15 protein-coding genes and 1 pseudogene are annotated in these 11608 nt (G+C 40.5%); 12 read left to right on the forward strand and 4 right to left on the reverse strand.

Annotation, left to right across the window (positions count from 1 at the left end; translation table 11 throughout):
* Positions 1-13: 13 nt before the first annotated feature.
* Together FEM33_RS11210 and FEM33_RS11215 are read left to right on the forward strand one after the other, a co-directional pair.
* Positions 14-1219 (forward strand): sialidase family protein, encoded by a 1206-nt coding sequence (locus FEM33_RS11210; protein WP_139012119.1) that lies wholly within the window; start codon positions 14-16, stop codon positions 1217-1219.
* A 71-nt stretch (positions 1220-1290) separates the two neighbouring features.
* Entirely contained in the window at positions 1291-1632 is a 342-nt protein-coding gene (locus FEM33_RS11215; protein WP_139012120.1) for a DUF6799 domain-containing protein, read from the forward strand.
* 34 nt (positions 1633-1666) lie between these two features.
* Here the strand turns inward: FEM33_RS11215 and FEM33_RS11220 are convergent, their stop codons facing one another.
* Complete coding sequence (locus FEM33_RS11220; RefSeq protein WP_139012121.1) at positions 1667-2920, reverse strand: type II restriction enzyme NmeDI-related protein; 1254 nt, start codon at positions 2918-2920, stop codon at positions 1667-1669.
* A 1652-nt stretch (positions 2921-4572) separates the two neighbouring features.
* On the opposite strand from FEM33_RS11220, the pseudogene FEM33_RS27160 reads away from it, so the two are divergent.
* Positions 4573-4937 (forward strand): annotated as a pseudogene (locus FEM33_RS27160) (DUF6876 family protein).
* A gap of 59 nt (positions 4938-4996) precedes the next feature.
* On the opposite strand, the gene FEM33_RS11235 reads toward FEM33_RS27160, so the two are convergent.
* The 3 genes from FEM33_RS11235 to FEM33_RS11245 all read right to left on the reverse strand — a co-directional run bounded on the left by FEM33_RS11235 (position 4997) and on the right by FEM33_RS11245 (position 6479).
* The gene (locus FEM33_RS11235) at positions 4997-5830 is read right to left on the reverse strand and encodes an SOS response-associated peptidase (protein WP_139012123.1); all 834 of its coding nucleotides are present in this window, start codon (positions 5828-5830) and stop codon (positions 4997-4999) included.
* 2 nt (positions 5831-5832) lie between these two features.
* Positions 5833-6084 (reverse strand): hypothetical protein, encoded by a 252-nt coding sequence (locus FEM33_RS11240; RefSeq protein ID WP_139012124.1) that lies wholly within the window; start codon positions 6082-6084, stop codon positions 5833-5835.
* Between the two features lie 215 nt (positions 6085-6299).
* Complete coding sequence (locus FEM33_RS11245; RefSeq protein ID WP_139012125.1) at positions 6300-6479, reverse strand: DUF3606 domain-containing protein; 180 nt, start codon at positions 6477-6479, stop codon at positions 6300-6302.
* Positions 6480-6602: 123 nt separating this feature from the next.
* Here FEM33_RS11245 and FEM33_RS26705 point away from each other — a divergent pair, with 123 nt between their 5' ends.
* The 9 genes from FEM33_RS26705 (at position 6603) to FEM33_RS11285 (ending at position 11605) form a co-directional block, all read left to right on the forward strand.
* The gene (locus FEM33_RS26705) at positions 6603-6905 is read left to right on the forward strand and encodes a DNA polymerase ligase N-terminal domain-containing protein (RefSeq protein WP_229214198.1); all 303 of its coding nucleotides are present in this window, start codon (positions 6603-6605) and stop codon (positions 6903-6905) included.
* Between the two features lie 148 nt (positions 6906-7053).
* A complete protein-coding gene (locus FEM33_RS26710; RefSeq protein ID WP_229214199.1) occupies positions 7054-7290 on the forward strand; it encodes a hypothetical protein in 237 nt (78 codons plus the stop codon).
* Positions 7291-7479: 189 nt separating this feature from the next.
* Positions 7480-7974: a MarR family winged helix-turn-helix transcriptional regulator gene (locus FEM33_RS11255; protein WP_139012126.1), complete on the forward strand. Its 495-nt coding sequence runs from the start codon at positions 7480-7482 to the stop codon at positions 7972-7974.
* A 5-nt stretch (positions 7975-7979) separates the two neighbouring features.
* A complete protein-coding gene (locus tag FEM33_RS11260; RefSeq protein ID WP_229214200.1) occupies positions 7980-8453 on the forward strand; it encodes a gamma-glutamylcyclotransferase family protein in 474 nt (157 codons plus the stop codon).
* Between the two features lie 376 nt (positions 8454-8829).
* The gene (locus tag FEM33_RS11265) at positions 8830-9462 is read left to right on the forward strand and encodes a hypothetical protein (protein ID WP_139012127.1); all 633 of its coding nucleotides are present in this window, start codon (positions 8830-8832) and stop codon (positions 9460-9462) included.
* Between the two features lie 193 nt (positions 9463-9655).
* The gene (locus tag FEM33_RS11270; RefSeq protein WP_139012128.1) at positions 9656-9985 is read left to right on the forward strand and encodes an ArsR/SmtB family transcription factor; all 330 of its coding nucleotides are present in this window, start codon (positions 9656-9658) and stop codon (positions 9983-9985) included.
* 43 nt (positions 9986-10028) lie between these two features.
* Entirely contained in the window at positions 10029-10664 is a 636-nt protein-coding gene (locus FEM33_RS11275) for a DUF6428 family protein (RefSeq protein ID WP_139012129.1), read from the forward strand.
* Positions 10665-10685: 21 nt separating this feature from the next.
* Complete coding sequence (locus tag FEM33_RS11280) at positions 10686-11183, forward strand: GNAT family N-acetyltransferase (RefSeq protein ID WP_139012130.1); 498 nt, start codon at positions 10686-10688, stop codon at positions 11181-11183.
* Positions 11184-11191: 8 nt separating this feature from the next.
* Entirely contained in the window at positions 11192-11605 is a 414-nt protein-coding gene (locus FEM33_RS11285) for an arsenate reductase ArsC (RefSeq protein ID WP_139012131.1), read from the forward strand.
* The last annotated feature ends 3 nt before the right edge of the window (positions 11606-11608 follow it).

The following is an 11608-nucleotide window of genomic DNA, read 5'->3' on the forward strand; positions in this document are numbered from 1 at the left end:
GGATTGATGAGCAATGAGCATTGTTACCGTAAACAACCATATTAAGTTAGTAAAAATTAAGGTAATGCATCTTACTATTTATATTACAAATGTTGTAAAAAACGGCTCCATTTTCAAATTATCAACCATGAACATATTTTTGGCAAAACTTGGCCTATTGATTGCCCTTCCCATCTTTCTGGCTTTTCAAGCAGATCTGCCCCGGCCTGCGGATGCTGAATATAATTTAGGTACGGGTAGCCAACCTGAGATCGCTATTGATCAAAGTGGAACGGTCCGGATTGTATATGGGGTCAAAAATGGTGATCACAGGGACTTATATTTTGTATCCTCAAATGATGGGGGAAAATCCTTTTCCAAACCTGACCTGCTAGGCAACTTCTCGAAAATGGGCCTGGGTATGGGCCGCGGGCCGCAAATTGTTACAACAGCAGAATATACAGTTGTTACAGTTGGTGACCACAATGGTGATTTGTTTTCGATGCGGCTTACCAATGCAGATAATCAATGGTCTGCCCCTGTGAAGGTTACTGATACGGATTCAACTGCCAAAGAAGCACTCTCTGGCCTAAGTGCAGGTAAAGGTAACGATGTGTATACCGTGTGGCTGGATTCACGGCTAGGAAACAATAATCTATATGGATCGCTTTCCAGAGATGGTGGATTAACTTGGGAGAAAAATCAATTGATCTATCAGGGAGAGCAAAAAGGTATTTGTGACTGCTGTAAGCCTACTGTTTCTTTTGATCAAAGTGGCAGTATGCATGTTATGTTCCGGAACAAGCTCGATGGAGCCCGGAACATGTACCTGATCAGCTCCAAGGATAATGGCAAGCATTTTAGCACAGCCCAGAAACTTGGAACAGGGGACTTTATGATTGATGGCTGTCCTATGGATGGCGGAGACCTGGCAGCGGATGAAAATGGGAAAGTTACCACAGTCTGGAGGCGCCAACTGGAAGTCTATGTAGCCGAGCCCGGGAAGCCGGAAATAAAACTGGGTGCTGGTCGTACCCCAGTAATTTTGCAAACCGGCAAGGGGCCTGCAATTGCCTGGCAAAAGGATGGGGCTATTCAATTTCGCAGCCCTAATGGGCAGAAGACCGTTTCGATAGGGAATGGCCAATATCCCAAGCTTGCTATGATGGTTGATAAAAAAACCTCACTTTGTGTTTTCGAACGTGATGGACAGATCTTGGTGAAACCCATTGTATTGTAAATTTCAATGTCCAGAATTCAGTGGCATACTTATTGAGCAATATCCATTATAAATTTTAACCACCGAGAACAATGAAACAATTACTTGCCTTTGCGGTAGCAATTCTTTTATCCGTTAGTGTATATGCACAGGATAAAGAAAAAAAAATGGACAAGATGCATGCATCTATGAAAGATTGTGTGATGATGCACGATGGAAAGATGATGGTCATGAAAGGCGGTGAGATGACTGCGATGACCGAAGATATGACGTTGAAAAACGGGACGATGATTATGAAAGATGGCACGGTAATGATGAAAGACGGTACTAATAAGCCGCTTAAAGAAGGAGAAGGGGTCTATATGGATGGAACAATGGGTAAGATGGACATGGACATGAAAAAACACAAGCCCAAAAAATCTGGTACTAGATAAAAACCTGTTTCTTTAGTGACTCCCCGTTATATACTTATTCAACAGTATGTGACGGGGCATTTTTTGCAATCTTGCTCATGATCTGGTGATTGTCACCGAATTTACAAATAGAGTCGCAGTGTTTTCTTAGATCAGAAAACAAAATGTATTTAATCAAAACATTATTGCTTTTGACAGAAGGGCGCGATAATTGAAGACACACATCTTTTTCACGGTGGTCTGGTACGATTAAGAAAAATGTTTCATCACCATTGGCTATACTAAAAGATAAATCTGTTAACCTTAGGATACCCGAGTAAATAGAAGTACTTTTTTCAACTTCAAATGCCGCTAGTACATTGCCTGTTCCCTTTGCAAACCAGAGCACATCAATTAATTTAATAGTATTTCGCGTTTCTGCATCACATTTTATTTGGGGAAAGTTAGCCTGACATAAAAATGAGAACTTGTGGCCATCAAAGCTTCTTGATTGATCATTAGTAGCAGGGAAAGCATCGTAACCTAAAGCTTGCCCAATTTTAAGAAGGTGGTACTGCATTTCCGTATGTAAGTTCTCATCCTGCCGTTCTGCCTGAAGCTGAGATTGCCGTTTTTCTATCAGTTTTTCGAGTCTTTGACGTTCTTCGATGGATAAATACCCATCCATACCCAAGATCATTTTCTGGGTACCAATCTCAAATAATAGTCCTGAAAATGCTCCTAAGTCTGTTGACAATTCATGACAGTACTCCTTATTTGCTTTTAGTATAACCTCGCGGATTTTTAGGTATTCAGACCACGACCCCAGCTTCTTTTTATCTTTATACAAATAATTAAACCCGTTAAGAATGGCAGTATTAAAGGGAGGTATCAGTGTAGGATGTAGAAAATATAAAATATTAGCAACAGAAGGACCTAATCCCTTTATTTTCAATTCATCTAACCGGATAATCTCTCTAATCAGTTGTTCTTCTTTACTTGCGTTCAGGCAGTTTTCAAGAAACTGGCCAAATGCCTTTTTATGGGCTTGATTTTCATAGATATCAGGTATCCTAAGTTTAGGCTTCCAATAAAAAGGATGTGCGGCGCCTTCAAAAACTTGCTTTTGCTCGGTAATACAGTTCAGTACAAATTCAAGTGAAGATCCCCGGAAATCGTTGGGGAACTTGCCTTGTTTGATGTCTACTACAATTTGCTGTACACCTCGCCGGATGGAACGGAATGCCTTTAAACGTTCTTCATTATTAATAAACCAGGTTTGATACACTGATTCCGGATCAGATTTATATTGAAGAATAATGTTGATCATATTTATTTATGACGCAGTTGGAGTGTTCATTCAAATTAAGAGAATATTCGGCTAGCGATCAAATTTCTCTGGAATGATCCAGTCTTCTATATAATATCTTAGGTATATATACCTAGTCCAAACTCCCCCTGCTTGATAACCGGATGGGTAATATATTCCTTTCAAAGAATGATGGGCTACACTGGGGTAATATAATTGATCTATAAGGTGATTTAATAAGAGATTTGTGACTGCTGTAAACCAACGGTTGCCATAGGTAAATTGTGGTTCGGTGGTGGTATGGAATTAGAAGGGGCCATACAACTTCAAAGTACGCATGGTAAGGGAAGAATGGGCTTGTAATATTTGGTGCCTTTGCCAGCCTACCGAAAACAAAAATGATAATAGGTAAGCTGGTCAAAGGGCTTAATTTACTAACCAATCAATAATTATAAAGTGAAGGAGGATAAGATATAAACGTTGAGAATTTAACGAAGATATTGTCTTACAGCTACTTTCGCAAGCTTGTGTTATTAAAGTATTGTGAATATTGATAAATCGAATGCCCATTGTAGGCAGTACAAATGAATATACGCGAACCTACCAGCTAGTAGTCATCTGAGCAATGTTTCTGTGAAAAGAGGCATTATGCATGCTCCGTTTGGCGGTAAGATAATTACCGTACCCAGCCTCGGTCAACTTTTTTTGGGTTTTTTTACGTGCGCGTAAAAAAAATCGTGGTTATCGAATATATCGGCAATGTCGCCCGACAAATGCTTCGCCAATGCACTTTTCCAGATCACACGGTTTTTATTGCTGATAAAAAAACAATCGCAGGTCCAGCTCCTTGCGGGTTAATGAGACTAATGTCCCATTGACGGTTACGACCCTTGATGACAAATCTACTTTAAGCTCATTCTGCAGCACATTGTTCTTATTTGCAAAACTCCCACGCCGAATGACCGAGTATCCTGCTGACCTTCTTCTTTGAGAATGTCAAGAATATCGAGCCATTGCCACCTGGAAACATCAAGCCAATAAGATACATTCATAGCGGTACAGCTGACTTATTCCTTTGCCTGCGCCCATCTACTGGCGTATTAGCACAAGTAATCCTGTGCGGATAGATAGGCAATGTCGGCAGCAAGTTTGGGTTCATCTTTGATGATCAGGATTTTCATTCCAGAAATTACATCGATGATTTGGAATTCGTTTTTAGAAGAAGTTTCTCGACTTGCTGATGCAGTCAAACAGTGGTTACTACCAGGTAATAGATTTCGTCTATGAAATTTACTGTCTGAATTATACGGTGGTTTTTATGTACTCTCGCCGCCTTAAAATTCTCCTCCCATTTGGTTCTGAAAGAAGCCTTTTTTCTAGACTTTCAAATTACATTTTAGTGGTACACCAATACAAATTACTGTAAAATACGGATTGATACGTTTAACTGTAATTTCTGGGATGCCCGAAGGTTTACCAATGCATTTCAAAAGATGTGATATATAGCCATCCACCTGTGAGAAACGACACAAGTTGCCCAAAGCAGCCTGGACGTCAATCACGCTGCCCGCTCCATTCGCTTCGCTCCCGTGTTGGTGTTGCCTTTCCAGGCAGTTTGCTTAAGGCCTGTTTGCATCGTTCTCCACGGTGGAGGGCAAGTAAACATCAGAATTATGAAAACTGAAAAATTGTCAAAATCGGATCTTGCAGAATTTACAGGTACCGAAAAGTGGTACCGACACACATTAGTGCAAAATTTCTTATATACAGATGGTGTCAAGTATGTCGCAGAAAAAGCCGGGCCTATTGGCTTATTGATGAAATTGCTTTTCAACAAGCCCATCCACTTGTCAAAAGAGAAGAATTTCAAGTTTGGACACTTAATGTAGATTTAGAACAATCCACTGCAACACTTACTTGTGATAATGGTAACTATCAGATAGTCTTCACCAAACAAATCAGTTACACCGATTTTCCGATGGAAGAGATCAAAATCTATGTTGCAGATAACGTGATCTTACTGCCAAGTGAATATTGATCAAGTATAGCTGCTCCGGAAAGGGAGCAGCTATATCACTAAAATAGCAACTGTTCAATTTAAAAGAGAGATGCCTGTGCCGGTGGAGTAGGAGTGTCCAAAGCTACCAACTCTTCGTATATGAACGGGACGGTTGGATCTTCGGCTTTCAAGAAGTCTTTGTGGACTGTACATGCTTCCATTAAATTTTCGGGAAGCTGGAAAGTTGCAAGCTCGGTGATTCGCTCTTCCGGTAGGTCATCCATCATCCACTCCCATGCTAGATTGTCGGGCAGTATTGTAGGCATTCTCAATTTGGAATTGTGAATCTTTGCCATCATCGCATTAGCCTTGGTGGTCACCAGGCTCACGGTGTCAACTGTTTCACCAGTATCCTGATCGGTCCAGGATTGCCAGATTCCTGCTACATAAAAGTAGGGTTGGTCTTTTACCCCAATATAATGAGGGTATTTATCGGCTGTTTTTTTCTTTTCGCCAGTACGTTTATTGACTCCGTACTCATGCCTCCATTCGTAAAAGCCAGAGGACAAGATAAGGCATCTACGTTCCAAAGCCGCCTCCCGGTAAATTTTGTCAGGGAACAAAAGTTCTTCGCCCTTGGCATTCTGCGTGTCGTATCCTTTTTGCCAGGTCCCATCTTTTTTCTTATAACCTCTCCTGAATTTTTCAGTCTGGTCTCGGTTCTTTACATATTTTGGCAAGAAACTCCATTCCATCTGAACGATATCAAAATTATCGCGCGTGTAACGTGGTTTTAAGACAGCGATCTTCCCAAATTCGAAGGCATGCGTAACGTTTCGATTTAAAAATTCATAGTTTTTGACAGCCTTTTCCAGCTGCATTAATTGTATAAATTCAGCTTTGGTCACTTTTTGACCGTTGTAATAGCACATGATTACTGGGATTTAGTGTTTTGAAAATGCTCAACAATTTTCGCGCCAATTGGAATTGCTTCTGATTGCCTTCCTTCCGGAATAGACATCCAAACTTTGTGACCGTCAAATACTTTGGATCTGCTGATAATCAATGGCTTTCGTCCGTCTGGGAAAGTCAACTGAAAAACGGTTCTACCTGCTAAATTCATGACTTTGATAGCAACCTTCATACCTTCAAATTCTACCTCAAAGTCGTCAGCTTGAAATAACATACCGGAGTTGTTTTAAGACTAAAATGACACATATTCGGGAAATTATTACTGCAAAATTACCCTGTCGGCATCGATAACAGTCTTGGATGATTGGCGGCGTTGTGGCTTTCGGGAAAGAAAAAGACTTTCATGACTGTTGACTACAAGCAGGATGACTCAGCTAATATACAGCTTACTCCCTTGCGCTTCATACATGGGAATAAGCTGTATGTAAATCATTTTTTTCCTAAATACTCCCTGACAGCCTTGGCAGAACTCCCTGCTTCTTTGACTGCTTCGCTTAATTTTTCCTTGGTAATACCCAAGGCTTCGGTCCAATAGGCAACTTCATAATCTTCATTCAGATTGATACGGCTGCTGTCGGCCGGTCCCTGTTTGGTTTTGTCATCTGCCATATCTCGTGATGGTTTGGTTGATATCATCTTTATAGTAAAAATTCATACCTATGAGCTGGCACGCGCTTTGATGTGATTTGCTTCACCTTATCTGATCTTTACATACTTATCCTTCCCAAAACGATGAGCCTGGTTAAATACAAAGAAAAACGTTCCAAAAGCAAAACCCCCGAACCATTTGGGGGCAAGCCTGACAAAAATATATTGCGCTTTGTAATCCAAAAACATGCTGCTTCCCATCTACATTATGATTTCCGTCTGGAAATGGAAGGCGTGCTTAAAAGCTGGGCAGTACCCAAAGGCCCATCCATGGATCCGGAAGTAAAACGTTTGGCAATGATGGTTGAAGACCACCCATACGACTATCGGACTTTCGAAGGAATCATACCACAAGGGGAGTACGGAGGGGGCACAGTGATGGTCTGAGATGAAGGCATTTACATGCCGGCAGAAGAACCTGCAAAAGATAAGAAGGGAAATGAAAGAAGTCTTTTGCACCAGTTACATTCCGGCAAGATCAAGTTTGTCATGAGCGGGCAAAAATTGCAAGGCCAGTTCGCTTTGGTAAAAGCGCATGGAAGGGGGGGAGAATGCCTGGCTGCTCATTAAGCTGGGCGACGAGTATGCCGCAAAAGAAGACATTACCCTGGAAGACAAATCCGTGATTTCTGGCCAGGATCTGGAAGAGATCGCAGCTACCAGCGAGAACATATACGGGAAGGAGCCGAAGGAAAAAGCCAAAACTGTTTCAAAGAAGGCAGTTAAAAAGACTTTGGAGAAGCAGGTAAATCCCAAGGATGGGTTAAATTAAAAGAAAGGGAAATCCGTCACGACCTTCTTTTAATTTAACCCTAAATAGAAACTTATTTTTATTAGACCAAGGGTCACTTGCGGTAAGAAATTAATTTTCTTCCATTTTCAATGACAACATCTGACAAAGATTTGTGAATTAATATAACTGGTTATATATTTGTATAACCAGTTATATTTTGTGATTTGTATGGATTTTTTGATTGAGCTGAAGAATGCCGGCTTTACAAGTAGGCTAAAAAGATTAAGTGATGCCCTGCTGTATAGCACCAAAGATTTTTACAAAACAGTGGGGGCAGATATAGAGCCGAATTGGCACCTGGTGTTTCTAATACTCAAAAGGCAGGGAGCGTTGTCTCTTACCGATATTTCAGATCAGTTGCAGCTATCCCATCCGGCCATCATCAAAATTGTTAACAACATGAAATCAAAAGGTTATGTGGAAACAAAAACTGACACAGTTGATTCTCGTAAGCAGATTATCACTTTGACGGAATTGGCGCTGGTTACTTTACCACGTTTGGAAGCCTATTGGGCAGCATTTGAAGAAACGGTGCAAGACATCATGAAGGACTGCCCAGATTTCCTGACTGATTTAGGTAAAGTGGAAGAGAATCTGCGTGGTAGTAGCTTTAAAGATCGCACGTTAATGAATTTGAATAGCACAACTAAACAATTATTATAAATAACATGAACGACAGTGAACTTGACCGTATGATTGATCAGCTCAATCAAAAACAGTTAACCGATGTGACTGTTGAGACAATGACAGAATTATCACTTTCTGACTCCGAGCAAAGTTTAATAAAGACTTATGTTCCGCAGAACGTCTTTATTATATACGGCACACTTGCTCCTGGAAAGCCAAATCATTCAAAAGTTGAACACATAAAAGGAGAATGGAAATCAGCTGTCATCAAAGGGGGCAGATTGGAAAGCAAGGGATGGGGATCTAAAATGGGATATGATGGATTTGTTCCGGTTCCAGATCCCGAACAAAAGATGGATATTGCAGCTCAAATATTATTCTCAGACGAGCTGACAAAACACTGGGAATCTCTTGATCAATTTGAAGGTGAAGGATATCGGCGTATACTGGCACGTTACGAATTGGCCGACGGGCACAAAGGTGTCGGCTATGTCTACGCTATCAATGAAAAGTAAATCATTTCGGGTTACAGATATTTGGTTTCTTAAAACAGGTCAATTATTTTCCAGAAAAAAAGCATTAGGATGTTGCAAAAGCTTACGTTCTACTGTAAGTATTCCTCTATTCAGAAAAAACTTTCTTCAGTAATCACAATCCAATAATATATAAATAGAATTGCTATTTAAATACGAATATTATCGTAAATAAAAAGCTTATTTTATTTATAGATTTAAGATAAATTATGGGTATTTTGATATAAAAAATACAATTATACAATTGTTGTATAAATAAGATTATGTTAAATAGGGTGAATTTTGATATTTTAATAAAGTCTTCTCTTTTCGTTCACAAAATACTATTTTTAAGTTTTAACCCTCTCCCAAGTGTAAGATGGATGATAGTAGTATTATAAAACGGATCGAGGAAGATCTTGGAAAATTAATAAATATCAAGGTTGCTGGTCGTATTTTTTCCTTGGAAAACAAAACAGTCTTTGTAGTAAAAATTGATGCACCACCGTACATATGTATAATTGATAACTTTGACTTTGCCATTGTAAAGGCAGCGGTATCAAATGAAGAAGAATGGAGATCTTTGCTTCAATGGCTTCATAAAATTGTTCTAAACAGGTCTTTCGATCTTATACTCGATGATCTCAAAAAAATAGCAGAAACAACAAAATTCTATGAAACGAACTGTTTAAGATATTTCAAACCACCAGCGGATTATAAGACGGCCAATATGGATATAGATGTTTTAGATGCAATCGGAGTGCAGACATTTGTATATCGTGTTGGAGGGCAATGCCTAACCATTCAGGCGATTGCGGATCTGGGCTTAGATAGATTCATGACTATGGAATCGTCAATCGGAATACTACTACGCAGCTGTGTGCTGGATTGTCTTTATATCATGGCATGGTGTAACGATGACAAGCTAATCAGTGCAATTGCCTCTGAATCCTTTATTAGACCACAGGGCAAAGATGTCCCAGACCAAGTAAGAAACCATTTTAGGGGGTAAACTAAAGAAAGGGAGAAAAACCGTCACGACTTTTGCGTAGGGTTTTTCTTCTGGCATTATAGGCTACATTCGATTCTCAGCCAAAGTAAAATCCGGATGGCTTTAATCTGGTTGTCGGTTATCATGAATCAAAGAGCGAAAATATAATCTATCGTATTATTGCAATGAACAAAATGAATTTTAACTTTGGCACATGGGAGTTACAAAAACACAAGTTTTTACGGATAGGCAGAACCGTATCGCTGATTTAGCCAAAGCGCTGGCGCATCCGGCAAGGGTTGCGATTATCCAGCATTTATTAAAAGTGAACTCATGCGTTTGCGGTGACCTGGTAGAAGTTTTGCCACTTGCCCAAGCAACGGTTTCACAACATTTGAAAGAATTGAAACAGATTGGCATCATCCACGGCGAAATCAACCCGCCACGGGTTTGTTACTGCATCAATGAAACGGTATGGCAAGAAGCAAAAGCTATTTTTGGTGACTTATTTGAAACACCGGTATCAGCAGCGTGTTGCAATTAATATTACCAGAATTTTTTCATCTTCAAATAATCGAAATATAGCAATGAATGATTCGAATCCAATGAACTGGCAGTCCTTCAAAAGTACCCTTTTAGAGAATCCGGATAGGGTACTTCAATTTCAATATGCCGAAGGACAATTTGTTGATGCATCATACCATATCACCGAAATCAAACAAGCCCCGATCGTCTCTGTGGACTGTGGCGGTGTGATGAACAGCTGGACGGAAATCATCGTGCAGCTTTGGGAACCGTCGGTGACGGACACCGAACGTTCTATGAAAGTAAGCAAAGCACTGTCAATTGTTAATTTAGTAGAAAAATCACTGCCACTCAATCCGCTTGGCATAGTCAAAATTGAGTTTGGCAATTCTAAATTCGATACCAGGCAGATGTACCCAAGTGAGTTTTTGACAAAAGGAGACATTTTTACGGTAAATCTGGTACCCGATTTTACACAATGTAAAGCACTGACAAGGAATAGTAGCTGTGGCACTGCTAAGCCAGACGCTGTTTCATCTTGTTGTGGTCCTATCAAAGCGGAGTCAATAACCGTTTCTGCTGCCGCAGTGGAAACTGCCGCAGTGGAAACTGGGACAATCCAGGAAGAAACAAAGGAACTTGAACTGGTTGGGGCAGAAAATTCTTCCTCCTGTACATTAGGTGGTGGATGCTGTTAGTCATTTTCAAATCAGACATATATGATCACGGTACGACCATTAGAGCCTAAGGACTGGCCAGCAGTCCGTGAAATTTATGCCCAGGGTATTGCTACCGGTGATGCTACTTTGGAAACTAGCCCACCTGAGTGGGAAGTATGGGACGCGTCGCATGTTTCCGGCCTTAGGTATGTAGCAATTAAGGATTTGGGTGAAATTGCTGGTTGGGCAGCATTGACCCCGGTTTCAGGCCGGTGCGTGTATGCTGGTGTTGCCGAAGTAAGTGTTTATATCGGTAGCAATTTCAGGGGGCAAAAAATAGGAGACCTGCTCTTGAAGCACCTGATTGATGAAAGTGAGCAAAGCGGGTATTGGACGTTGCAAGCCGGTATTTTTTCAGAGAATGTCGCCAGCATGACCCTTCACGAAAAGAATGGTTTCCGCGTGATCGGGTACCGCGAAAATATCGGAAAGATGAAAGGGGTATGGCGTAGTGTCAACCTTTTGGAAAGAAGAAGTAAAGTAACAGGTATCAATTAAACATTTCAATGAAAAAAGTATTAGTGCTTTGCACGGGTAACAGTTGCCGGAGCCAGATAGCCGAAGGCTACCTCAGAAAATTTGCAGGTAATAAAGCCATCGTATATAGTGCAGGGGTTGAAACCCATGGCGTCAACCCAAAAGCCATTTCCATTATGGCAGAAGATGGGATTGATATCTCAGTCCACACATCAAACAATATTGATGAGTACAAGGACATTGATTTTGATTACGTGATCACTGTATGCGACAACGCCAAAGAGCGCTGTCCGTATTTTCCTACAAATGCAAAGAAATTCCATCAAAACTTTCCGGATCCAGGTAAAGCTACCGGCAGTGAGCAGCAAATAATTGAGCAGTTTCGTACGGTACGCGAAATGATCAAAACGTACTCAGAAAATTTTGTTAACGAAAATCTTTAACTA

This window comes from Dyadobacter flavalbus (genome assembly GCF_006149045.1).
GTDB lineage: Bacteria > Bacteroidota > Bacteroidia > Cytophagales > Spirosomataceae > Dyadobacter > Dyadobacter flavalbus.

Excerpts from the sequence above, each read along its gene's own strand:
- FEM33_RS11245 (WP_139012125.1), bottom strand. The coding sequence starts at position 6,479 with ATGGCAGATGACAAAACCAAACAGGGACCGGCCGACAGCAGCCGTATC.
- FEM33_RS11235 (WP_139012123.1), bottom strand. The coding sequence starts at position 5,830 with ATGTGCTATTACAACGGTCAAAAAGTGACCAAAGCTGAATTTATACAA.
- FEM33_RS11285 (WP_139012131.1), top strand. The coding sequence starts at position 11,192 with ATGAAAAAAGTATTAGTGCTTTGCACGGGTAACAGTTGCCGGAGCCAG.
- FEM33_RS11210 (WP_139012119.1), top strand. The coding sequence starts at position 14 with ATGAGCATTGTTACCGTAAACAACCATATTAAGTTAGTAAAAATTAAG.
- FEM33_RS11260 (WP_229214200.1), top strand. The coding sequence starts at position 7,980 with ATGAACGACAGTGAACTTGACCGTATGATTGATCAGCTCAATCAAAAA.
- FEM33_RS11275 (WP_139012129.1), top strand. The coding sequence starts at position 10,029 with ATGAATGATTCGAATCCAATGAACTGGCAGTCCTTCAAAAGTACCCTT.
- FEM33_RS26710 (WP_229214199.1), top strand. The coding sequence starts at position 7,054 with ATGGAAGGGGGGGAGAATGCCTGGCTGCTCATTAAGCTGGGCGACGAG.
- FEM33_RS11220 (WP_139012121.1), bottom strand. The coding sequence starts at position 2,920 with ATGATCAACATTATTCTTCAATATAAATCTGATCCGGAATCAGTGTAT.
- FEM33_RS11240 (WP_139012124.1), bottom strand. The coding sequence starts at position 6,084 with ATGTTATTTCAAGCTGACGACTTTGAGGTAGAATTTGAAGGTATGAAG.
- FEM33_RS11270 (WP_139012128.1), top strand. The coding sequence starts at position 9,656 with ATGGGAGTTACAAAAACACAAGTTTTTACGGATAGGCAGAACCGTATC.
- FEM33_RS11280 (WP_139012130.1), top strand. The coding sequence starts at position 10,686 with ATGATCACGGTACGACCATTAGAGCCTAAGGACTGGCCAGCAGTCCGT.
- FEM33_RS11265 (WP_139012127.1), top strand. The coding sequence starts at position 8,830 with ATGGATGATAGTAGTATTATAAAACGGATCGAGGAAGATCTTGGAAAA.
- FEM33_RS26705 (WP_229214198.1), top strand. The coding sequence starts at position 6,603 with ATGAGCCTGGTTAAATACAAAGAAAAACGTTCCAAAAGCAAAACCCCC.
- FEM33_RS11255 (WP_139012126.1), top strand. The coding sequence starts at position 7,480 with ATGGATTTTTTGATTGAGCTGAAGAATGCCGGCTTTACAAGTAGGCTA.
- FEM33_RS11215 (WP_139012120.1), top strand. The coding sequence starts at position 1,291 with ATGAAACAATTACTTGCCTTTGCGGTAGCAATTCTTTTATCCGTTAGT.